Here is a 22,431-nt window from a genome sequence, read left to right on the forward strand (position 1 = left end):
CTGGAGTTTTTTATGTTACCACGCATTTTAACAGGCATTACAACTACGGGCATTCCCCATTTGGGTAATTATGTGGGGGCGATTCGTCCTGCTATTCAAGCCAGTGCGGAAAATGATAATGCGTTTTTCTTTTTAGCCGATTATCACGCATTATTAAATGCCATCAGGCAAAAGAGATTCATCACTCGACGTTGTGTATTGCGGCAACTTGGTTGGCGTGTGGGCTGGATTATGAGCGGGTAACGTTTTATCGTCAGTCGGATATTCCTGAGATTTTGGAGTTGGCTTGGGTGTTAAATTGTGTGTGCGCGAAGGGGTTGATGAACCGCGCGCATGCTTATAAGGCGGCAGTTGATGCGAATACTGCAGAGGGTAAGGCAGATGCTGATGAAGGGGTGTCAATGGGGTTGTTTGGTTATCCAGTGTTGATGGCGGCAGATATTTTGGCATTTAATGCTAATGCGGTGCCTGTTGGGCGTGACCAAATTCAACATGTTGAAATGGCAAGGGATATTGCAGGAAGATTTAATCATCGCTATGCGCCGTTGTTTGTCTTGCCTGAGGCGAAAGTGAGCGAAGAGGTGGCGCTGTTGACGGGGTTGGATGGGCGCAAGATGAGTAAAAGCTATGGCAATACCATTGCGTTGTTTGATGAGCCTAAAAAATTGCGTAAGCAAATTATGAAAATAGTGACTAATTCGCAAGCGCCTGGTGAGCCTAAAAATCCTGATGAATCAACAATTTTTGAGATTTATAAGGCTTTTGCAAGCAAAACACAACAGGCGGAGATGCGTGAAAAATATGCGCAAGGAATTGCTTGGGGGGAGGCTAAACAGGCGCTGTTTGACTTAATCAATGAAGAAATTGAGCCATTTCGCGCTCGTTATGAGCAGTTAATGGCAAATCCTGCCGAAGTAGAGGAAATTTTGCAGATAGGCGCGAAAAAAGCGCGTGCTGAGGCGCAGAGGATAATGGCGCAAGTGCGTGAGGCTATTGGTATTCGACGCTTGGGTTAGATGGTTATGAAGGAAAAAATTGATAGCTTGTTCTAACCTACTGTGTAAACTTAAAAATTATAGCATTATGCTTAAACCGCCTATGGGCGGTTTTTTTATGACTGGAATTTATCGGGGTTAATTTATTGTTAGAATATGGGATATTTTGTTTTAAGGCGTATCATTTTAATCTGAAGAGACTATAGATAAGTTAGGGTGCTATTTAAAAATTATTTATTTCAAAAGGATAGAGATATGACCGAACCGAACCGAACCGAACCGAACCGAACCGAACCGAACCGAACCGAAATTATACATGGTTTGCAAAATGATTTAACTCAAAATAATATCCTAAAACTCAAGGCACTTTTCCCTGAAATATTCTGCGAAAACCAGATTGATTTTGAAAAACTCAAACTCATTTTGGGTACGGAAAACCTTTGCGACAGCAACGAACGCTATCAACTCAACTGGGCGGGCAAAACGGCTGCTTACCGCGCCTTGCAAACGCCCACCTTCAACACCCTGATTCCCTGCCAAGCCGAAAGCGTGAATTTTGACACCACGCAAAACGTGTTTATTGAAGCGGAAAACATGGAAGCCTTGAAAATCCTGCAAAAAGCCTACGCAGGCAGCGTCAAAATGATTTACATTGACCCGCCCTACAACACAGGCAAAGACAGCTTTATTTATCCCGACAAATTTTCAGAAACCCGCGATGACTACGCCAAACGGGTGGGCGACAAAGACACAGAAGGCTACCTGAAACGCGATGGGGTGTTTCAAGGCGCATTCCGATTAAACAGCAAAGACAGTGGGCATTATCACAGCAACTGGCTGAATATGATGTTGCCGCGCCTGCATTTGGCAAAAACGCTTTTGCGCGAAGACGGCGTGATTTTTATCAGCATTGACGATAATGAACAGGCGCAACTGAAATTGCTTTGTGATGAAGTGTTTGGGGCGGAGAATTTTTTAGTGGAATTTATCCGCAAGACAAAAAGTGTTACTAATGTTGAAAAAACAGGAATTAACATTCAACATGAATATTTAATCTGTTATGCAAAAAATAAAGAATTTGCTTATTTGAAAGGTGAAGAAAAAGATTTTTCAAATTATCAAAATCCAGATAATGACCCAAATGGCGATTGGACTTCAAGCGATCCAACTGCACCAAGAGATGGCGACCGTTATCCAATTATTAATCCATTTACAGGTAGGGAGGATATTCCACCAAAGGGACGCGCTTGGTTTTTTTCAAAAGAAAATTTTGAATTATGGGTTAAAACAGGAAAAATTAAATTTAAAAAAACGCATTCAGAAAAAGAACGCGGTTTTATTTTAAAACGTTACAAAAACGAAATTAAAAATTCTGATGCGATGTTAGATAGTTTGCTCATTGATAATATATATTTGAATCAAGCTGCAACAAAAGAACAAGTAAAGCTATTTGAAAATAAAATGTTTGATAGCCCAAAGTCAGTGTCTTTGCTTATTAAAATCATCATGTCTTCTAGCGAAAGTAATGACCTAATCCTAGACTTCTTTTCCGGCTCCGGCACCACCGCCCACGCGGTCATGCAACTCAATGCCGAAGACGGCGGCAATCGCCGCTATATTTGCGTGCAGTTGCCCGAAGAAACAGACGAACAATCCGAAGCCCACAAAGCAGGTTACGCCACCATTGCCGAAATTGCCAAAGAACGCATACGCCGCGCAGGAAAACACATTTCAGGCAGCCTGAAAGAAAATCAAAACGTGGATACAGGTTTCAAAGTGTTCAAACTTGCCCAAAGCGCTTTTAAACAATGGCGGCAGCCTGAAAAATCTGATGCCGAAAGTTTGGGCGAACAATTGGCATTGTTCCAAAATGTGGTTGATGAAACCGCCAGCGTTGAAAATATGGCGTATGAATTGGCTTTGCGTTTGGGTTTCCAATTAACGGATGAGTTTGATTTTTCAGGCAGCGTGGTTTGGTTGAACAATCAAGCAGGCACACGCAAAACCGCCCTGTTTTTGCAAACATTCAGCGATGAATTGTTGCACGAATGTTTAAAACAATCGCCACAAAAAATCTTTGCCCTAGACCGCGTTTTTAATGGCAATGACGCACTGAAAACCAATGCCTTTTTGCAATGCCAAGACGCTGGCGTGCAATTTGAAACTTTATAGGCTGCCTGAAGGTGCTTTTTTGAGTGGTTTGTATTTCATTGAAATACAAATCTGTTTATAATCAAGCCGTATTTGAACCCAAACAGGAGAACATCATGAGCGGTGCATACAGTTTTCGTGTCCCAGAAGACATTAAAAATCAAGCATTTGAAGTGATTAAAAATTACGGCTTAACCCCTACCCAAGCCATCAATATGTTTTTGCGTGAAATTGCGCTTACCCACACCATTCCTTTGCGTTTGGATTATCAGCCCAAACCTGAAACCATTGCCGCAATGCAAGCCGTTAATCGGGGCGAAGTGGAAATGCTTGCTGTGGATACGGTTGATGAAGCCATTGTTTTGATGCAAAAAATGGCGCAGGAAACCAAGCGATGAGATTGGCAATCAGCAAAGAATACAAACGTGATTTACGCAAAATCGCCCCCGAAATATTAAGCAGTGCGGAATTTGCCGAAGTTTTGCATTGTTTGCACGGTGAAAAGCCTTTGCCTGCCCAATATCGCGACCACGCTTTAACGGGCAATTGGCAGGGTTTTCGCGATTGTCATATTAAAAATGATTTGGTGCTGATTTACAAAATTGAAGCAGAACAATTGATTTTGGTGCGCTTGGGGAGTCATTCAGAATTATTTGGATAAAAACCATGCAATTGAAATTTGAACATTTGGCTTATCAAAAAGATGCCATTTCCGCCATTGTGAATCTTTTTCAAGGCGAACCCAATCACACACAATCATTTGAATTAACCGCAAATGGCGGCAGCCCGATTGTGGCAAACCGTTTGGATTTAAACCACGATGAAATCCAAAAAAATTTGAAAGCGGTGCAAAATCGTTTCAGGCAGCCTGAAACCCAATTGGGGCAATACGGCTTGAATTTTACCGTTGAAATGGAAACGGGAACGGGCAAAACCTATGTCTATTTGCGGACGATTTTTGAATTGAATCAGCAATATGGTTGGCGCAAATTTGTGATTGTCGTGCCGAGCGTGGCGATTCGTGAAGGCGTGTTGCAAAGCATACGCGCCACCAAAACGCATTTTGAAACCGAGTTTAACAAACCCATTGTTCATGCCGATATTTACCGCAGTGAGCGTTTGAATGCTTTACGCCATTTTGCTCAAAGTTCGCATATTGAAATTTTGATTATGAATATTGATGCGTTTAAAAAAGAAGACAATGTGATTAAGCGCATGAATGAAAGTGGCGAAATACCGATTCAAAACATCAGCCAAACACGCCCGATTGTGTTGATTGACGAACCGCAAAATATGGAAACGGATTTGGCAAAACAGGCAATTGATGCGCTCAATCCTTTGTTTGTGTTGCGTTATTCTGCCACACACAAACAGCCGTATCACAAGGTTTATAGCCTGAATCCGATTGAAGCCTACAATCAGAAATTGGTCAAACAAATTGAAGTGAAATCGGTTTTGGCAAAAAAACGATGTCAATGGTGCGTATGTGGCGTTGAAAGAATTTGTGTCGAGCAAACGCAAATTGACCGCCAAAGTGGAAATCCATTCTCAAAATCAAAAAGAAACCAAAAAGAAAACGGTTTCGGTGGTTTCGGGCGATGATTTGTTTGATAAATCGGGCAATCATGAAATGTATCGGCATGGTTTCATCATCAATGATTTGGACGCTGAAAACGGCACGCTGGCATTGTCCAACGGCACGGTTTTGACTTTGGGAGAAGACCAAGATGTGATTCGTGATGAAATCATGAAAAACCAAATGGCGGCAACCATTAAAGAACATTTGCAAAAAGAAAAACGTTTAAATCCACGCGGCATTAAAGTTTTGTCTTTGTTTTTTATTGATAAAGTGGCGAATTACCGAAACGGTGGCAAATTTGCCCAATGGTTTGAAGAAATTTACCAACAAGAAGCGAGACAAAGCGCGGACGGTGTGCATGACGGCTATTTTTCGCAAGACAAAGACACAAGCGGTAAAACCAAAGCCGATGACGATACTTATGCTTTGATTATGAAAGATAAGGAAAAATTGTTGTCGTTTGATTCGCCTTTGCGTTTTATTTTTTCGCATTCTGCTTTAAAAGAAGGTTGGGATAATCCGAATGTGTTTCAGATTTGTACGCTCAATGAAACCCAATCGCCGATTAAAAAACGGCAGGAAATCGGGCGCGGTTTGCGTTTGGCGGTGAATCAGCAGGGCGAACGTGTGCGTGATGACAGCGTGAATATTTTGACCGTGATTCCCAATGAAAGTTACGAAAGTTTTGCTGCCAATTTGCAACAAGAATATGAAAATGAATGCGGCATCAAATTCAGCAATGGCGGTGCGAAAAATGCCAATCAGCGCAAACGGCAAACTTTCCGCAAAGGTTTTACGCTTGACCCTGTGTTTTTGGCAATTTGGCAGAAATTGCTGCATAAAACACGCTATGCGGTGCAATTTTCGCGTGATGATTTGATTCAGGCTGCCTGTAAATTGGTGCAAAATATGCCTGCGATTCATAAGCTGCAAATTGTGATGCAAAAAGCCAAAATCAATCAAAGCCAAACCGATGGCATTTGGGGCGAACAAACCCATGCTCAAACCCTACAAGTGGAAAATACCGATTGGGTAATCCCTGATGTTTTATTGGCTATCCAAAAGAAAACCAAATTGACGCGCCAAAGCATTTTTGAAATTTTGCAACAATCGGGTCGGATTGGCGAGATTGCCCATAATCCGCAGCGTTTTATTGATTTGGCAAGCGAAAAGATTTTGTTGGCATTAAATGGTTTGATGGTTGAAGGGATTGAATATTTCAGGCTGCCTGAAAACAGCGATTTAGCGTATCGGCAAAGTTTGTTGCAATGGGAAAATTTGGCACAAAATGGCACGGAATTTTTCATCAATGCACATACTTTTTCCGTTCAAAATCAGGATAAAACCATTTTTGCCGATTACATCAACTTGGATTCGCAAACCGAACACGATTTTGCACGGGATTGTGAAAATCACGAAGATGTGGCTTTGTATTTCAAATTGCCCTCTTGGTTTAAAGTGCCTACGCCAATTGGCAATTACAATCCCGATTGGGCTGTGGTGATGAAAAACCGTGAGCGCGTTTATTTTGTGGCGGAAACGAAAAACACGGGCAAGGGGATTCAGGATGGTGTGGATTTAGACAAATTGTCTTTGCCAGAACAGCAAAAAATTGAATGCGCCCAAACGCATTTTGATTTATTTGATGAGGTGGATTATCGGGTGGTGGAGAAATTGGCGGAGTTATAAGTGTAATTCCGCCAATTTCCCTAAAATTTGAGGTAGAGTTTGCAATTAGAAAATCGCGCCCTCGATTTGGCAGCTGTTTTTCTCTTTGCAGGCGATGGAATTTTGATAATTCAATACTTTTTCCAGTGCCGCATAAGAATTTGCCAAGCGTTGATTCAAACCTGCGAAGCCTTCTGCGCCGAGACTTTCGTCAATCGAGCGGCGCAATTGTTCTTCAAAGGCGGCATCCACTGTGCTGCGTACAATCGGGTTGAACGTATTGTCCATTTTACCTACTGCTTCCAAATGCCGCACGTCGATGCCGCAGTCGGCAAAGGCTTTTTGGGCGAATTGTTCGCCGGTGGCGATGGTGCGCGGCAGACTGTTGGTATAGACCAAGACCGCTTCCGGGCGGCATTCGCCTTGTTTGATGAGTCCGGCAACATCAAGCCAATGTCCCAAATATTCGGCGAATATTCCTTCTAATTGCGCGCCCTTAGGCGTGAGATGTCCGCCCTCGGTCGTCCACGTCGGCCATGTCTGCGGCGTGGCTTCGGCGAGCGCGCTGCCATAGCCGATTAAGGGCGCACGAATGCCGTGGCGGCTGAAAAAGACCACTTTTTCCAAGGTGTAATCGCTGGGAGCAAGCGTTGTTTGATTATTGCTATTGCCGATGCTGCTGCAAGCACTTAAGAGTGCCGCGCTGACTGCCATGCTTAAACTCAGTCCGATTGCCTTCATTCTGTTCTCTCTAAGCGCGGCACATGCCGTCTGAAAAAGTTTACGCTTTGTATAGTACCTTAACTTCAAAATGAGACTTAGAGATACACATTTTGTCAGGAGAAGCGCTTAGAATAATCTCATTTTGAAGTTAAGAGACTATAATCATCGGCTTCAAGGAAAAGATAAAAAATAGCGCTAATTCTTTTTTCTTATCGCCGCTAATACTTTGATTTGTTTGTTTTTGCAGAAAATAGAAAATTTTTTGAGCATTTCTGTTTGTATTTGTATATTGACAAGACTATAATTCAAAACCTAAAGGTTTTTTAACAAAGTCGCGCCGCATGATGCCGATTGTGATGAAAACGCCGCATGATGTTGCCGCTGCTGATTTCATCAAAATTTCCTTACTGGTTGAAACCCTTTAGGGAGGATAATCTTGTGGGAGAGGTGTAACCTCTTCCAATTCAGGGCAACACGTAGAGCGACGCTTTATGTGTCGCTCTGTGTGTTGAAACATGACCTGCTAAAGCAGAAAGGAGTATTTGTGAAGCCACATCTTTTAGCCGAGCGCATCGCCGAGCATAAGCGGAGCGGCAAAGGCGGCATCACTTCCGTATGTAGTGCTTTGCCGGCGGTGTTGCGCGCTGCCGCCGCCTCCGCCAAAGCCCATGATGCCGTTCTCTTAATCGAATCCACATCCAATCAAGTCGATCAATTCGGCGGTTATACGGGTTTGACCCCTGCGCAATTTATCGCCCAAACGCGGCAATTGATTGCCGACTGCGGTTTTCCTTTGGAAAAACTGGTTTTTGGCGGCGACCATCTCGGGCCGAATGCTTGGCAGCACGAAACGGCGGCAGAAGCGATGCACAAGGCGGAAGAATTGCTGCGCCAATACGCGGCGGCAGGTTTTCAGAAAATCCATTTGGATTGCAGTATGAGCTGCGCCGACGACCCTGTGCCGTTGGACGATTTGACCGTTGCCACCCGCGCCGCGCGTTTGTGCAAAATTGCCGAAGCCGCCGCGCCGAATCAGGATATTGTCTATATCGTAGGCACGGAAGTGCCGGTGCCGGGCGGTGCGCAGGAAGATATCGAGGGCATTACGCCGACTTCCGCCGCTGCTGCGGCAAAAACCTTGGCGGTGCATCAGGAAGTCTTTGCACAGGAAGGTTTAAGCGCGGTTTGGCCGCGCGTTATCGGTTTGGTGGTGCAGCCCGGTGTGGAATTCGATCATCTGCAAGTGGTGGATTATGTATCTGAAAAAGCGCGTGAATTGGTCGCTTTGGCGGAGACTTTCCCCCATGCGGTTTTTGAAGCGCATTCCACCGATTACCAAACTCGCCATCATCTCGCCCAATTGGTGCGCGATCATTTTGCGATTTTAAAAGTCGGGCCGGCGCTGACTTTCGCTTATCGCGAAGCCCTGTATGCGCTTAACCGCGCCTTGCTGGCGGTTTATCCCGATGCGGGTGTCGATGTGGCGGCGGTCATGGAAGCCACGATGCTGGCCGAGCCTTCGCGTTGGCAGAAATATTATCACGGCGATGCGCAGCAGCAGGCATTGCTGCGCGTTTACAGTCTGTCCGACCGTATGCGTTATTACTGGCCGCAGGCGGCGGTGCAGGCGGAAATTGCCAAATTCCATCAAGCCTTTGACCAAGCCGATCTGCCTTACGGCGTTTTGCATCAATATCTGCCGCAGGCGGTAGAAGTCTGCCACAATCGCGGCGAAGCCTTCAGTGCCGCCAATTTGATTGAGCAGCATATCCGCTTTGCTCTCGAGCCCTATTATTCAGCCACAGACGGAGCAGGCGCATGATTGCAGACAAAGATATTGCTTATTTTCAGGCGCAGGGCGCGCAAGCACCGCACAGGAAATCAGCGGACAGGCACAGGCTTGGTTGGAAATTCCCCAATTATTACAGCGTGATCAAGCCGCATTGCAGCCGCTTGCCGCTGCGCTGAACAATCCGCAGGCGACGGTCGTCTTTAGCGGCGCCGGCACTTCCGCCTATGTCGGCGATATTGTCGCGCCCTTGATTGCGCCGCTTGCCGCCGCGCATTGCCAAGCGATTGCCAGCACCGATTTTGTCGCCCAACCTGCCGACCGTCTGCCGCGTCATGCCGAAGGGATTTTCTTTGCCTTTGCGCGTTCGGGCAATTCGCCGGAAAGCGTGGACAGTATTGAAAAACTGGCGATTGTCGCGCCGCAAATGCAGCCTTATGCGGTAACTTGCAATGCACAGGGACAATTGGCGCTGGACGAACGCACCTATAGTTTGCTGATGCCGCCGCAAACCCATGACGCCAGCTTTGTCATGACATCCAGCTTTTCTACCATGACGCTCTACACCGCCGCCTTATGCCGCCAAGCCCTCGGATTGGCGGCATCGGACTTTAGCGCGCTTGCCGAGGCTTCGCAGCAGATTAACCGTCAGTTTTATCACAGCGCGACGGCGGACACCTTGCTACAAGCGCAGCGTCTGATTTTCTTAGGCAGTAGTGCGCTTTACGGCGCGGCACGCGAATGTGCGCTGAAAATTTTGGAAATGACCGCGGGCGCGATTCCCACCATGGCGGAAACCTCGCTCGGCTTCCGACACGGGCCGAAATCCCTAATTAATGGGCAAACGGCGGTTATGGTTCTGCCGAGCAATCATGCCTATACCCAACAATTTGATGCCGACATCATCCGCGAATTAGCCAATGACGGCAGCGCGACGGCAATCGTCGTGCCGGCAAGTGCGGAATTTTTTGCGCGTTTTGAGGATATTGCGGCGCATCCGCGCGTCATTGCGCTGCCCTATGCGGCGGCAGGCGACAGCTTCAGCGACGACTATCTGGCGGTCTTGGCGGTGCAATACGCGCAATTGCTCGGTCTGCGTGCCGCGATTGAACGCCGCATTTCCCCCGATAATCCCAACCCCAGCGGACAAGTGAACCGCGTGGTGAAAGGCGTTCGCCTATACCCTTATTCGACATCATAAAAAAGGAGAGAGATATGCCTAATATTTTATTGACGCGCATCGATAACCGCCTGATTCACGGGCAGGTCGGGATGACGTGGACGAATTGGCTGGGCGCGAATTTGGTTCTCGTCGCCGATGACGAGCTGGCGAATGACGAAACCCAGCAAGCCTTGATGGAAATGGCGATTGCAGGCGGCGCGGAATCACGCTTCTTCAGCCTGCAGAAAACCATTGATGTGATTCACAAAGCGGCGGACAGACAGAAAATTTTTCTGGTTGTGCGTGATCCGCAAGCCGCATTGAAATTGGTAGAAGGTGGCGTGCCGATTGACAAAATCAACGTCGGAAACCTGCACTTTGCCGAAGGCAAGCGGCAAGTCTCGAAAGTGATTTCCGTCACCGAAGACGATGTCCGCTGCTTTAAGGCGCTAGAAGCAAAAGGCGTTCCCTGTACCGCACAAGGCACGCCCGATGATAAAAAAGTGCCGATTCTTCAACTGCTTGAAACGGAGTAAACCATGGAAGCCACAGAAATCATTGCCCAATTCAGCCTTTGGCAGGCTTTGGCGGTCGCCATCTTTGCAGGGATTGCAGGGATTGACCTCTTTAACGTGCTTACCCATATCCACCGCCCGATTATCGCCGGTCCGATTGTTGGCTTGCTCTTAGGTAATCCGCAGGCGGGCTTGGTCGCAGGAGCGAGCTTCGAGCTGATGTGGATGGGCTTGGTGCCGCTGGCAGGCGCGCAGCCGCCGAACGTGGTGCTGGGCGGCATCATCGGCACCGCCTTTGTGATTGCCACAGGACAAACCGCCGAACAGGCGATTGTGGTCGCGATACCGGCGGCGGTATTCGTGCAAATGTGCATCACCTTCTTATTCACCGCCTTCTCGCCGCTGATGAGCACCGCGGATAAATACGCGCAAACCCTGAATTTCAAAGGCATTGCCAATCTGAACTATCTCGGCATGAGCATCTTATTCGTCTTCTACTTCTTCATCGCCTTTGCAGCGATTTACTTCGGCGCGGAAGCCGCGCGCGGCTTAGTCAGCCTGATTCCGAAATGGATTACCGACGGACTGCAAATGGCGGGCGGACTGATGCCGGCAATCGGCTTCGGCATCCTGCTTAACATCATGTTACAACGCCAATACATCGCCTACTTCCTCATGGGCTTTTTGCTCGCCGCCTATTTCCAACAACCGCTGCTGGCGATTGCCTTAGTCGGCGTGGCATTTGCCCTGATTGAATACTATCTGCGCGAAGCCGTGCCGCAAGGCAGTGCCAAAGCCGATAAATCCGAAGATTATGAAGAGGGTATCTAAAATGAGTGAACATCAAAAAGAAATCGTCAGCGGTGCTTATGAAGATTTAAGCGCACCTAAAGTCATTACCCCGAAAGACCTGCGCCGCATGGCTTGGCGCTCGCTCTTCCTGCAAGCCTCCTTCAACTACGAACGTATGCAGGCAAACGGCTGGCTATACAGCATCTTGCCCTCGCTGCGCAAAATCCACAAAAACGAAAACGACCTGAAAAAATCCATGGCAATGCACTTGGAATTTTTCAACACCCACCCGCTCTTGGTGACCTTCATCTCGGGACTGGTGCTGGCAATGGAAGAAGCCAAAGAACGCATCGACACTATCCGCGCGATTAAAGTCTCCACCATGGGGCCGGGCGGCGGTATCGGCGACGCCGTATTCTGGCTGACCCTGCTCTCTATCTGCGGCGGCATCGGCGCCTCCTTCTCCTTGCAAGGTTCGTGGCTGGGGCCGATCTTCTTCTTTGTGCTGTTTAACGTCGTGCATTTCTCCCTGCGCTTCGGCTTGGCAAGCTACGGCTACAAAATGGGCGTATCGGCGATTAAAAACCTCAAAGACCAAACCAAAAAACTGGCGCATGCCGCCTCAATCGTCGGTTTGATGGTAATCGGCGCGATGACCGCCAGCTATGTCCGCTTGGAATCAGGTCTGCAACTGGTGCGCAAAGCCGGCGATGCCACCTTTGTCTACACCTTGCAAGGCGATTTGGTCGATAAAATCATGCCGGCATTGCTGCCGCTCTTATGGACGCTCTTCATTTTGTGGCGGATTAAAAAAGGCAGCTCGCCGCTGAAATTGGTCATCATGACCGTTGTCTTCGGTTTAGTTTGCACCTTGTTGCCGGTGCTGGTGAAAACCATGTTCGGCTGGGAAATCATCGACCCTGCCGTCTTAATGGAACGCGGCAATTTATTCGGCAAACCTTGGGGCAATTAAGCGACAATAGACAGGCGGCGCCAAGCGCTGCCTGCGCTTTTTCGGTAAATCGGGGCAGGGCATTATGCCTTGTTCCGAATAAAAACAGATTATAAGGAAGCAAAATGATACATCTCATCATCTGCGGGCACGGACAAATCGCCGACGGTCTTCTGTCAGGACTCAAACTCTTGGCAGGTGAAGTTAACGCCTGCCACAGCCTCAACTTCCCCGAAGGCATGAGCAGCGAAAGCCTCGCCCAATCCCTGCGAAACATCGTCGCCGACTACCAAGACGAACCAATATTGATTTTTACCGACATCATGGGCGGCACCCCCTTCCGCCAAGCCGCATTGATTGCCAACGAACGCCCCGAAGTCGAAATCATCAGCGGCATGAATCTGCCCCTGCTGATTGAAGCCGTGATGGAGCGCGACGAAGCGAACAACGTGGCGGATTTCGCCGAAAACCTCGTGCAAAACACCCGCGACAGCATTGCCCGCTACTCCGCCTTATTGCAAAGTCGGATAAAAAACAATCCTGTCGTCATCGACGACGACGGCATTTAAGAACTTAGATTCAAGCTTGAAGTGCAACGTTTAATAGGCAAGAGAGAAGATGTAAGATGTGCAGTGTTGCACTTGCTTATCAACTCTTACCTATCAGAACGTTATGAAACACTATACACATCTTATACAAGAACAAAGGTATCAAATATCCGTGCTTAGAAAAGCGCTTATTCATATAGCGAAATAGCCAATATCGTGGGCTGCCATAAATCTATAGTCGGAGAAGTGAAAAAGTAGTACAAGGCGGCGAGCCGCAGACAGTACAAGAGCGTACGGCAAGGCGAGCCAACACCGTAATACTTTTTCAATTCTTTGACTATACCATCAGCCGAGAGATCAAACGCAATACAGGTAAAAGAGCTTATCGACCGCTGCAAGCTCAAGAAATGACAGAAGATCGTAAAAAGCAAAACGCTTATCAACTCAGTGATTTTGCCAAAGCCTACATCAATCATCTGATTGAGAGAAAATATTCTCCCGAACAGATTACAGGGCGTCTTAAACGGCTGGGTTGGCAACATGTTCCTAGTCATGAAAGCATCTATCGCTATATTTATGCAGACAAGAAATCAGGCGGAGACTTATATCGGCATCTGCGTAGTCAGAAAACCTACCGCAAACGTGGCTTCAAAGCTCATGACAGACGCGGGCACATTCCCAACAGAGTAGATATTTCAGAACGCCCGGAAATAGTAGAACAGCGTAGGCGCTTAGGGGATTATGAAGGTGATACGGTCATTGGTCATAAGCACAAAGGAGCATTAGTGACTCTTGTAGAAAGAACAACGAGAGAACTCAAACTCAAAGCATTGAAGCATCGTAAAGCCGAACAAGTGGCACAAGCTTGTATAGAGATACTTAATGCTGAAAAGGTTTGCACGATTGCTTTTGATAATGGCAAAGAATTTTCTCGGCATGAACAGATAGCTGAAGCACTCAATGCCGAGATATTTTTTGCCGGACCTTATCACTCTTGGGAGAGAGGGAGTAATGAGAACCTCAACGGATTGATTCGGCAATTTTTGCCGAAGTCTGTGAGACTTGATAATCTCTGCGCTGAATACATCAAAGAGATAGAGGACAATTTGAATAATCGTCCTCGTAAGGTGCTAGGTTTTATGACGCCATTGGAGGTTAAAGTTAGCTTTGGGTGCGTTGCAATTCATATTTGAATCTGCCGCACATAAAAACGCGCGGTTACAATTTGTATCCTCTTAACACGTCATCCATCATTATCTTGACAGAAGTGGGGCTAGCAGCCGTTGTGTACCAAGCGTCTGCATCGACAAATACCACACGTCCATTTTTCCAAGCTTTGGTTTGTATGAGTAGTGGGTTGCTTACGCTATCAGCATTAATTAAAGGGCGATGTTCCATAACGGCGGTGCGGTCTATGATATACAAAATATCAGGGTCAGCTTGATTGATAAATTCGCTCGAAATAGGCTCACCGTGCAGGTTTATTTGCGTAGTCGTGCTAGCTGGTTTGACACCCAGTTCATTAAATACAAAGCCATAACGAGAGTTTGTGCCAAAATTGCTGAAAGAACCATTGTTGTGCATAATGACCAAGGCTTTTTCAGGACGATTAGCTGTGATTTGCTTGACTTGCTGGAGCTTTGTGTCAATTTCACTTACTTTTTGCTGAGCTAAGGCTTGTTTGTCAAAAATTTTACCCAAATCTAGTAAATGGTTTTTGATGGTATTTATCTGCCATTACCGCTTTTATAATCAATATCATAATGCAAGGTGGGGGCTATCTTGGCGAGTTCTGGGTAGCTTTTACTGTGTAACGGTGTCATGAGAATCAAGTCAGGTTTTAGAGTGTGTACTTTTTTCGATATTGGGTTGAACAATAGAACCCAAGTCTGCTATGTCGTTATTGTTTTTATATTTTTCTAAGAAATGCGGTACAAAATCTTTCACCATACCTGCGATAGGGATATTTAACTGGTCTAAAAAATCTACTTCATTCATATCCAACGCAGCGATTTGTTTTGGCAAAGTATTGATGACGGTTGTGCCTAGCTGATGTTTGATGGTAACGCTATGATAATGTGTGGTCTCTTGAGATACTGATGAATTATTTTTTGGTGTGGGGTTGTCTGGTTTCTTTTCACAACCTGTTGTGATGACACAGGTTGCCGTAATCGATAATAGAGCGAGTGTATTTAAAAGTTTCATAAAGCGTTGTCTCCATGGTTAAAATAGTTTAAGTAAGTTTAAAATAGTTGCATAACAGACTGTTTTGGTGACGAATAATCTCAAACTTTAGGTCGTACAAATTTTCCAAATTCGTTTCGGTCAAAACTTGCTCGACACTCCCTTCAAAAAATATTTTTCCTTGTTTGATAGCCACAATATGGTCAGAATAATTGACCGCAAAATTAATATCGTGAATGACTAATACCACGGTTTTTTGTTGCTTATCACACAGTTGTCGCAAGGCTTGCATGATTCTGACGGCGTGATTCATGTCTAGGTTGTTTAGCGGTTCATCAAGCAAAATGATGTCTGTTTGTTGGGCAATGGTCATCGCAAGAAAAGCCATTTGCCGTTGCCCCCCACTTAGCTCATCTAAATAAGTGGTTTTAAGGTGAGATAATTGCAAAAAATCAAGGGCATGACACACAGCTTGACGGTCGTTATCAGTAAGTTTGCCTTGACTGTAGGGAAAACGCCCAAAACTTACCAATTCTTCCACAGTAAGTCGTAAATTAAATCCGATAGACTGGCGTAGTGTGGCGACGAGTTTTGCATAGTCAGAAATTTTAATGGCATCGATGTTGTTGTTATCAATAGCTATTTGTCCACTGGTGGATTCTAATAGTTTGGCTATCATCATTAATAATGTCGATTTTCCAGCCCCATTCGGACCTATTAACGCCGTGATTTTGCCTGCCGGAAATGTTGTGGTAACAGCATCCAAAATGACATTATCACGGTATTTTTTGGTCAAATTGTTTACTTCAATCATACCTGACTCCGATTGCGAAGGATAAATACCAAAAAATAACTCCCACCAAACAAATTAATCAAAATACTAACCGTGGTTCTGTAGTTAAATATATGCTCTACCAAAAATTGAGAAACAATAAAAATCACCATGGCTATCCCAGTTCCTACAGGTAAAGTGAATTTATGCCGATTGACTTTGCATAAAGCATAAGCAATATTGGCAACAAAAATACCAAAAAACGCCGTCATACCGATTAGACTGGTCGAAACAGCCACCAACACAGCGACTATCGCCAAAAAAATCTCACTTGTTGTTGATAATTGACACCCAGCGATATCGCTTGCTCTCGCCCTAAGCTCATCACATCCAAAATCGGCAACCGCTTTGCCAATAGGGCTAAAACCCCCACGATTAAAACGCTGGCATATACCAATGTCTCAAGCTCAGAGCGATTAAACGAAGTGTAAGTCAGACTTTGTAGCACCGAAAACTCACCAGGACTCATTTTTAGCTCAATGAATTGAGAAAAGGTACTAATCACCATAGATAGCACCAATCCTACCAACAAAAGCACATAAACGTCATTTTTACAAAACGGTAAAAGGTACTGGTACAATGCCCAAGAGTAGCCCAACATCAATAGCACAGAAATGATAAAGTTGCCATTTAACCCCAAAAAAGCAATCCCTTGTACCCCTACCATAAACAACAATAATACCTGCCACAGTAAATAAACCGACTCATAGCCCATCACCGCTGGTGTTAAAACACGATTTCCCACCACCGTCTGAAAAATAATCGCCGAAAATGCCAAACAGACACTACCTAAGCCAATCGTTAGCAGTCTTATCAAACGCTTAGGAATCACATAGTCGAAATCCAATCCTGAATCATAAAACACAAAAATAACTGCCAATACCGCAATACAACCAATTAATGCCCATAATTTTTTGGCAAAGCTGACAGAAAAAAGGTGAGTTATCGGCATTAGCGAACCCCCCGTATCAGCAATATCAAAAACAACACGCCACCAATACTACCTGCCGTCAAAGCAATTGGCACCTCAAAAGGATAAATCAACAAACGCCCAACGATATCGCAAATCAATAAAAAACACGCCCCACTCAACGCAATGATTGGTAGCGTTTTTGCTAAATTTTCACCATAGTTCAAAGCCACCAAATTGGGTATCACCAAACCAACAAAAGGTATCGCCCCAACTGTAATAACCGTAATGGCTGTAACAACTGAAACCAACAAAAACCCAACGCCTACCGTTAATGAATAATTGATGCCCAAGCTTTTCGCCATATCCTCGCCCATACCCACCACGGTAAAGCGTTGTGCATACAGATAAGTCAAAATGAGTATCGGCAATACGACATAAATCATCTCATAATGCCCTTGGACAACTTTAGAAAAATCCCCCAATAACCAACTCTGCATACTTTGGATAATATTATTTTGATAAGCATAAAACTCAGCAAATGCACTCAAGATACCGCCATACATCAGACCAATCACAGGCACTAGCACCATATTTTTGACTTTCAAACGATTAATAAAAACAATAAACACCACACTGGCGACAAAGCAAAATAACGTCGCAAAGAGCATTTTTCCGAGTGTACCGATGCTAGGCAAGAACGTTAATGCTATTAAAATACCCAGTTTTGAGGCATCTAACCCCCCCGTTATACTAGGTTCTACAAATTTATTGTGAACAATCTGCTGTAAGATAACGCCACTCACTGACAAACCCACCCCAGTCAAAGTTAAAGCGACAAGTCGAGGCAAGCGACTGGCAGTCAAGGTCAGCCAAGTGTGGTAGATACATCAAATAGGGAAGTCCAAGCTATCTGTTGCACCCCAACAAATACAGAGATAATACACAACAATATAAATACTAAACTAATTTTCATTAATTTTTGGTCTGAATAACAAATTATACTATGATAACATAAAATAATGATAATTATTTTTATTAAAAATAATATCTGGTGGTGCATTAAAAAGTATGCTGACATCAGACATACCCGTTATTAATATAAAAGAACACTAAATCAAAGGCTTTAAAGTGATTCTCGAGTTTTTTGGAAAAGTTACAACTTCGCCTAACTGCTCGTTTTATCCTATGCCGAATACGGCAATTATTTCCTTCGATGCCCACGGTGAAAAATTTACTAATTCTTTGAGTAAAGCCTTTAAAGCCAGTGACGAAGCTATCCCAATTATCACTGGCAATAACAGCACAAGTTACACCCAAGGCTTGAAGTTTTGCGCTTAATCGTTTAACCGTTTTAAGGTCTCGCTTTCCCCATACATAGGCAACAATTTCGCCTGTTTGACGGTGGTAAGTATAGATGAGCCATTGTTTGTTGCTCTTTTTACCTACGAACGTCCATAGCTCGTCTACTTCTAGTTGGTCATAGTGACTTTGCTTTGGTATCAGTCGGTAGTTGCATTTTTTCAAAGTAGCTAATACTTTACCTTGGCTAATCCTTTCAACGCAAGCGATGTCTTTTATGCCACTACCTCGTACCATGAGTTGGCGTATTTTGCTTTCTTTTTGAGAGTGACATCCAAGATAACTTAACGCATGGTCGCCAATAAATTGCCGCCTGCAGTCTTTGCATTGGTAGTTCTGCTTACCATAGCTTTTTTTACCGTTTTTCTTTATACTGTCCCCTAAACAGGCTGGGCAGTTGATGTATAGTGTGATTTGCATTTCACTATTTTATCAATTTCTCAGCCTGTTTTTTTACAGCATACTTTTTAAAGCACTACCGTCCTATTACTTAGGTCATAAATTTTATCAGTCTTCCAAATATCTGATAGGCGATGGGTAACAAAAATAACTGTGGAATTAAGTTTATTTATGTTTTTTACTACCTCAACTTCTGTGCCTTCATCAAGGGCTGAAGTCCCTTCATCTATAATTAAAATAGGGGCATTCTTTATTATAGCTCTTGCTAGTGCTACCCTTTGACGTTCGCCACCAGATAACGCTGTTCCCTGCCTACCTACATGGTAATAGATACCGTCAGAAGAACGTTGAATCAGGTCTGTCAAAGCTACTTGCTTTGCAACATTCTCAATTTCTTCATCTGTGGCCTGTGGCTTTCCAATACGAATATTTTCAGCCAATGTACCTGTAAAAATAATAGGTTCTTGTGGCACGTAAGCAATATGTTTGACAAGTTCATCATAGGGAAATTCTGATAATCGAATACCACCCAAACAAATATATCCTTCTTTTGGATCATCAAAACGTAGTATTAATTCAAGTAAAGTGCTTTTACCACTGCCACTTTTACCTGTAATTTGGAGATGGGTTTGGTAGGGGATAATAAGATTGATATTGCTTAGGATTGGTGAGTGGTTTACTTGATGGATGGTAATTTCAAATTTCTTTCTATCTTCAAGTGTTTGATAGGTACTTAAAGTGTGCGATACAACTGTATTATCAGGTTCATTCAATGACGGTATATAATATAATTGGCTATATTCTGAGAATAAATGTTTTATGTCATTAATACTGAAAGTAGCGGTAGCCAATTGTTCAAGGGGAGCTGCCGCCCTTGTAATAAGCACAATTATAGCTAAGATTTGTGTCTCTATTCTGACACCTGCAAACCATAAATAACCAATTAAACCTGCAGTCGGGAGTACACTAGCAAATAATGAAATACCTGTTGCTAGAGCTGCTATTGAATTAATACGGCTAAAACTATCACTTTGACGTAGCCATTCATTTTTCAATGGTTGCACAGCTCCATCTATGCCTTTAGATGTTCGTAGCAGCTCAATGTGTTCTACGAAATTAAGTATTGATTGATTAGTAAGCAATTCAAGTTGATTCCGATTTTTATCTACCCTTAATAAAAGAAACTGACCATACCATTGTAGAGCAAATGAGAAAAAAAGCAGACCAAATGCCCAAATTGCAACTGTTTTTTCTGTCAACCACCCTAAACTTACGATCAAAAACAACGCTAAACTTGGTGAATGAATAAACATTTGTAACTGATGGGCGGGAATGCTCATAAATTGAGGGATACTTTTTCCCGCCATACTTGCAACTTTAGTGCGGTTGGCTTGATTAAGCCATGATAGTTTGGCAGAAGCTAATGCTGTTCCCAAGCCTTGATATAAATCACCTGCGAGCCTAACACCTGTCAAGTAACCCTGCCGACTCACTAAAACAGTAAGTAATACGGCTATAGTAGCAGACACAAGCACATTAAAAGGTGATAAATTATTCAAGATTGAAAATGACAATACCGTATAAGCAATTGCTTCTGCTAAAGCGACCAACAGCCATCCAATACTAACAACTAATAATCGCTTATGAGCAAGTGGTGGCAAAGAAATAACGATATATCGAAAAAATTTGTGTATAGAGCTAAACATTAACAGATAACCTTTTTATTTTGCTTGATAGGCGTATAACCACCTAAATTTATGTGGTTATCTGCACTAGCTATAATTGTTTTATCATGTGTTACTACGATTAAAGTTTTGTTGTTGGTGATAATATGAGTACGTAATTCATTCATCAATTGGTTAGCATTATCAGCATCTAATGCACTAGTTGGTTCATCTAGCAAAATAATATGGGCATTTGAAAGAAATGTTTTGGCAACACATAGACGTTGACGTTCACCGCCTGATAATAGGTGAACTGGACTATCTAATTGAACGTCAAGTCTAACTCTATTTAGAGCCAAGGTAAGCATGTCATCTGTCACTGAATCATTAACCATTTTTAAATTATCCTTAACCGTTAAAGGTATGATATCGCCACCTTGAGGAATAAACAAAATAGCTTCTTGACGACTTTGGCTATCTATTGTCAAAAGTGGATAGTCATTAATATAGACCGTTCCCTTAGTTAGAGGTTCAAACCCTGCTAGTACTTGTAATAGCATGGTTTTACCTGTACCACTTGGTGCAGTAATGGCAGTCATAGTTCTAGGTACGAATTGGTAACTAAGATTTTCAAATAATATTCTGTCTTGAAAGATTAATTGACCCTGAACAATATGAACCTTGCAAGCCTTTGATAAGTCACCAATAACAGATTCTTTACCCATATCTAAAATTGGTTGATTTAAGAAATGAATTAATCGCTGAGCAGAATTTTTTGCAGTAGCAACATAGTCTAAGCCATGACCTAACTTAAGTGCAGGAGTGACAAATGCCAAGCTAAAAAACAAGGTTGCTGCCAAAGTTGAAGTGTCGTAGTCGTAAGCAACCACATAGGCAATGGCGAAAGTTGCTATAGCTTGTAACAAAGATACCGCTAGCCCAGCCATGGTTGCGACTTTACTCACCCACATGACCATATTTTGACTAAATGTCATCGTTGCATGGTCATAGTTTTTTAATGCAAATGATTGACCTTGCCGACCATTAAATATTCGATGGACACGAATACCTCGTGTGTAGTCATCCACCGCCGTGATAATATCTCCCATGACTTGCATTCGAGCTGTACCATCACGGGCTGTTACTCTGGGCACAATAACAAGGTAATATAATGATGCAAGAATCGCTGGTAATAAAACCCATAAAGATTGCCATCCAACCATTGTTAGTAACAAGGAAATTGACAATATTGGTACGATAAAAAATGCTACCAATTCATTTGGCAAATGTGCCAATAGATGATGTAAACTATCAATGTCTTCTTTAATTAACTTTTTTAAGTCATTATTGTCTTGAATAGCTAACCTACTTGCAGGCAGTCTTACCATGTGTTCAATGATAAGTTGACGCATCGTAATTGAGAAAGTTGCCTCAGCAGAATGGGAAATATAAGATACCAATCCTGTAGATACTGCCCCTATAAACCACAATACCACACTAACTATTAACCAATAAAGATGCTTATTAGCTATCAGCTTAACAATGCTCCAGAATCCTAGTACCATAGCCACGCCACTAATGCAAGCAAATAAAACACTCAAAAATAATTTTATTCTTAATGGATATAAAATAGGCTTAATTTTCGGATTCGTTAAAATTTCATATAAGTTGTTAGCTTTCATAGGTCGCTATCACAGTCGAAAGAGGATTGGTTTTGTAAATCATTAACAATATCCATAATTACGCTATCAATTTGGTGAGTGTCTTTGGAGGGCGTTCAGAAATCTGTGTCAGTTCAATCAAAGGCTCATCACCTTATCTAAGCGCCCGGGGAAATGGATAGACAACTGCATCATAGTTTGTCCCCAATTGTTGATAGGTCTTGTCCATTTCTCACCAGCATTTAATATAGCCACATATAGTAATTTAAGCAAGCTGTTTTCATTGGGGAAAGCACCTTTAGTTTTAGTCAACTTACGAAACTGGCGATGCAGCGCTTCAAACGTATTGGTGGTATAAATGGGCTTTCTGACTGCCTCAGGGTACTTAAAATAAGCCGATAGTAAATGCCATTTCTCTCGCCAAGAAGCTATCACCGCAGGATATTTACTGCCCCAGAGTCTGTCGAGTTCATCAAGGGCCAATTCGGCAGATTCTTTATTAACCGCCTTATACACAGGCTTTAAATCATACATAAAGGCTTTTT

Annotated in this window: 16 protein-coding genes and 6 pseudogenes; 13 read left to right on the forward strand and 9 right to left on the reverse strand. The window is 43.8% G+C overall.

Annotated features, from left to right (window positions below; all coding sequences use genetic code 11):
* Window positions 1-12: 12 nt before the first annotated feature.
* The 5 genes and pseudogenes from trpS (at window position 13) to A5N84_RS01570 (ending at window position 6,414) form a co-directional block, all read left to right on the forward strand.
* Window positions 13-1,016: pseudogene (gene trpS / locus A5N84_RS01550) on the forward strand (tryptophan--tRNA ligase).
* A 234-nt stretch (window positions 1,017-1,250) separates the two neighbouring features.
* Window positions 1,251-3,167: a site-specific DNA-methyltransferase gene (locus A5N84_RS01555; RefSeq protein ID WP_072281005.1), complete on the forward strand. Its 1,917-nt coding sequence runs from the start codon at window positions 1,251-1,253 to the stop codon at window positions 3,165-3,167.
* A 95-nt stretch (window positions 3,168-3,262) separates the two neighbouring features.
* A complete protein-coding gene (locus tag A5N84_RS01560; protein WP_078055510.1) occupies window positions 3,263-3,544 on the forward strand; it encodes a type II toxin-antitoxin system RelB/DinJ family antitoxin in 282 nt (93 codons plus the stop codon).
* Window positions 3,541-3,807, forward strand: a complete 267-nt coding sequence (locus tag A5N84_RS01565; protein WP_072281006.1) for a type II toxin-antitoxin system RelE/ParE family toxin — start codon at window positions 3,541-3,543, stop codon at window positions 3,805-3,807. Before A5N84_RS01560 ends, A5N84_RS01565 begins: the two co-directional genes overlap by 4 nt.
* Window positions 3,808-3,812: 5 nt before the next feature.
* Window positions 3,813-6,414, forward strand: a pseudogene (locus tag A5N84_RS01570) (restriction endonuclease).
* A 45-nt stretch (window positions 6,415-6,459) separates the two neighbouring features.
* Here A5N84_RS01570 and A5N84_RS01575 read toward each other — a convergent pair.
* Entirely contained in the window at window positions 6,460-7,134 is a 675-nt protein-coding gene (locus A5N84_RS01575; protein WP_072281007.1) for a histidine-type phosphatase, read from the reverse strand.
* 526 nt (window positions 7,135-7,660) lie between these two features.
* Between A5N84_RS01575 and A5N84_RS01580 the strand changes: the two genes are divergently transcribed.
* The 8 genes and pseudogenes from A5N84_RS01580 to A5N84_RS01610 all read left to right on the forward strand — a co-directional run bounded on the left by A5N84_RS01580 (window position 7,661) and on the right by A5N84_RS01610 (window position 14,067).
* Window positions 7,661-8,938: a class II D-tagatose-bisphosphate aldolase, non-catalytic subunit gene (locus tag A5N84_RS01580; RefSeq protein WP_072281008.1), complete on the forward strand. Its 1,278-nt coding sequence runs from the start codon at window positions 7,661-7,663 to the stop codon at window positions 8,936-8,938.
* 82 nt (window positions 8,939-9,020) lie between these two features.
* Window positions 9,021-10,106 (forward strand): SIS domain-containing protein, encoded by a 1,086-nt coding sequence (locus A5N84_RS01585; protein WP_233119823.1) that lies wholly within the window; start codon window positions 9,021-9,023, stop codon window positions 10,104-10,106.
* A gap of 14 nt (window positions 10,107-10,120) precedes the next feature.
* A complete protein-coding gene (agaV, locus tag A5N84_RS01590; protein WP_072281009.1) occupies window positions 10,121-10,603 on the forward strand; it encodes a PTS N-acetylgalactosamine transporter subunit IIB in 483 nt (160 codons plus the stop codon).
* A gap of 3 nt (window positions 10,604-10,606) precedes the next feature.
* Complete coding sequence (gene agaW, locus A5N84_RS01595) at window positions 10,607-11,413, forward strand: PTS N-acetylgalactosamine transporter subunit IIC (protein ID WP_072281010.1); 807 nt, start codon at window positions 10,607-10,609, stop codon at window positions 11,411-11,413.
* Window position 11,414: 1 nt separating this feature from the next.
* Complete coding sequence (locus A5N84_RS01600) at window positions 11,415-12,347, forward strand: PTS system mannose/fructose/sorbose family transporter subunit IID (RefSeq protein WP_072281030.1); 933 nt, start codon at window positions 11,415-11,417, stop codon at window positions 12,345-12,347.
* A 104-nt stretch (window positions 12,348-12,451) separates the two neighbouring features.
* On the forward strand, window positions 12,452-12,895 hold the full coding sequence (agaF, locus tag A5N84_RS01605; protein WP_072281011.1) for a PTS galactosamine/N-acetylgalactosamine transporter subunit IIA: 444 nt from the start codon (window positions 12,452-12,454) through the stop codon (window positions 12,893-12,895).
* 103 nt (window positions 12,896-12,998) lie between these two features.
* Window positions 12,999-13,108: pseudogene (locus A5N84_RS13595) on the forward strand (IS30 family transposase); the annotation flags it as partial.
* Window positions 13,105-14,067 (forward strand): IS30 family transposase, encoded by a 963-nt coding sequence (locus A5N84_RS01610; protein ID WP_143324777.1) that lies wholly within the window; start codon window positions 13,105-13,107, stop codon window positions 14,065-14,067. The pseudogene A5N84_RS13595 and the gene A5N84_RS01610, both read left to right, overlap by 4 nt.
* A gap of 25 nt (window positions 14,068-14,092) precedes the next feature.
* Here the strand turns inward: A5N84_RS01610 and A5N84_RS13190 are convergent.
* From A5N84_RS13190 to A5N84_RS01650, 8 genes and pseudogenes are all read right to left on the reverse strand, one after another.
* Window positions 14,093-15,079 (reverse strand): annotated as a pseudogene (locus tag A5N84_RS13190) (siderophore ABC transporter substrate-binding protein).
* A 28-nt stretch (window positions 15,080-15,107) separates the two neighbouring features.
* Window positions 15,108-15,872 (reverse strand): iron ABC transporter ATP-binding protein, encoded by a 765-nt coding sequence (locus A5N84_RS01620; RefSeq protein ID WP_072281013.1) that lies wholly within the window; start codon window positions 15,870-15,872, stop codon window positions 15,108-15,110.
* Window positions 15,869-16,842, reverse strand: a pseudogene (locus tag A5N84_RS01625) (iron chelate uptake ABC transporter family permease subunit). Before A5N84_RS01625 ends, A5N84_RS01620 begins: the two are co-directional and overlap by 4 nt.
* Window positions 16,842-17,776: pseudogene (locus tag A5N84_RS01630) on the reverse strand (ABC transporter permease). Before A5N84_RS01630 ends, A5N84_RS01625 begins: the two co-directional pseudogenes overlap by 1 nt.
* A 104-nt stretch (window positions 17,777-17,880) precedes the next feature.
* Window positions 17,881-18,582 carry an IS1 family transposase gene (locus A5N84_RS01635; protein WP_072281014.1) on the reverse strand — a complete coding sequence of 234 codons (702 nt, stop codon included), beginning with the start codon at window positions 18,580-18,582 and terminating at the stop codon, window positions 17,881-17,883.
* Between the two features lie 47 nt (window positions 18,583-18,629).
* On the reverse strand, window positions 18,630-20,267 hold the full coding sequence (locus tag A5N84_RS01640) for an ATP-binding cassette domain-containing protein (RefSeq protein ID WP_072281015.1): 1,638 nt from the start codon (window positions 20,265-20,267) through the stop codon (window positions 18,630-18,632).
* The gene (locus tag A5N84_RS01645; protein WP_072281016.1) at window positions 20,267-21,907 is read right to left on the reverse strand and encodes an ATP-binding cassette domain-containing protein; all 1,641 of its coding nucleotides are present in this window, start codon (window positions 21,905-21,907) and stop codon (window positions 20,267-20,269) included. The genes A5N84_RS01640 and A5N84_RS01645 overlap by 1 nt, the downstream gene beginning before the upstream one ends.
* 117 nt (window positions 21,908-22,024) lie before the next feature.
* Window positions 22,025-22,431: transposase (locus A5N84_RS01650; RefSeq protein WP_143324778.1), on the reverse strand; the 407-nt coding region annotated here is incomplete at its 5' end.

This window comes from Rappaport israeli (genome assembly GCF_001888055.1).
GTDB lineage: Bacteria > Pseudomonadota > Gammaproteobacteria > Cardiobacteriales > Cardiobacteriaceae > Rappaport > Rappaport israeli.

Coding starts and splice junctions, on each gene's coding strand:
- agaW (WP_072281010.1), top strand. CDS start 10,607: ATGGAAGCCACAGAAATCATTGCCCAATTCAGCCTTTGGCAGGCTTTG.
- A5N84_RS01560 (WP_078055510.1), top strand. CDS start 3,263: ATGAGCGGTGCATACAGTTTTCGTGTCCCAGAAGACATTAAAAATCAA.
- A5N84_RS01640 (WP_072281015.1), bottom strand. CDS start 20,267: ATGTTTAGCTCTATACACAAATTTTTTCGATATATCGTTATTTCTTTG.
- A5N84_RS01635 (WP_072281014.1), bottom strand. CDS start 18,582: ATGCAAATCACACTATACATCAACTGCCCAGCCTGTTTAGGGGACAGT.
- agaV (WP_072281009.1), top strand. CDS start 10,121: ATGCCTAATATTTTATTGACGCGCATCGATAACCGCCTGATTCACGGG.
- A5N84_RS01555 (WP_072281005.1), top strand. CDS start 1,251: ATGACCGAACCGAACCGAACCGAACCGAACCGAACCGAACCGAACCGA.
- A5N84_RS01600 (WP_072281030.1), top strand. CDS start 11,415: ATGAGTGAACATCAAAAAGAAATCGTCAGCGGTGCTTATGAAGATTTA.
- agaF (WP_072281011.1), top strand. CDS start 12,452: ATGATACATCTCATCATCTGCGGGCACGGACAAATCGCCGACGGTCTT.
- A5N84_RS01620 (WP_072281013.1), bottom strand. CDS start 15,872: ATGATTGAAGTAAACAATTTGACCAAAAAATACCGTGATAATGTCATT.
- A5N84_RS01565 (WP_072281006.1), top strand. CDS start 3,541: ATGAGATTGGCAATCAGCAAAGAATACAAACGTGATTTACGCAAAATC.
- A5N84_RS01645 (WP_072281016.1), bottom strand. CDS start 21,907: ATGAAAGCTAACAACTTATATGAAATTTTAACGAATCCGAAAATTAAG.
- A5N84_RS01575 (WP_072281007.1), bottom strand. CDS start 7,134: ATGAAGGCAATCGGACTGAGTTTAAGCATGGCAGTCAGCGCGGCACTC.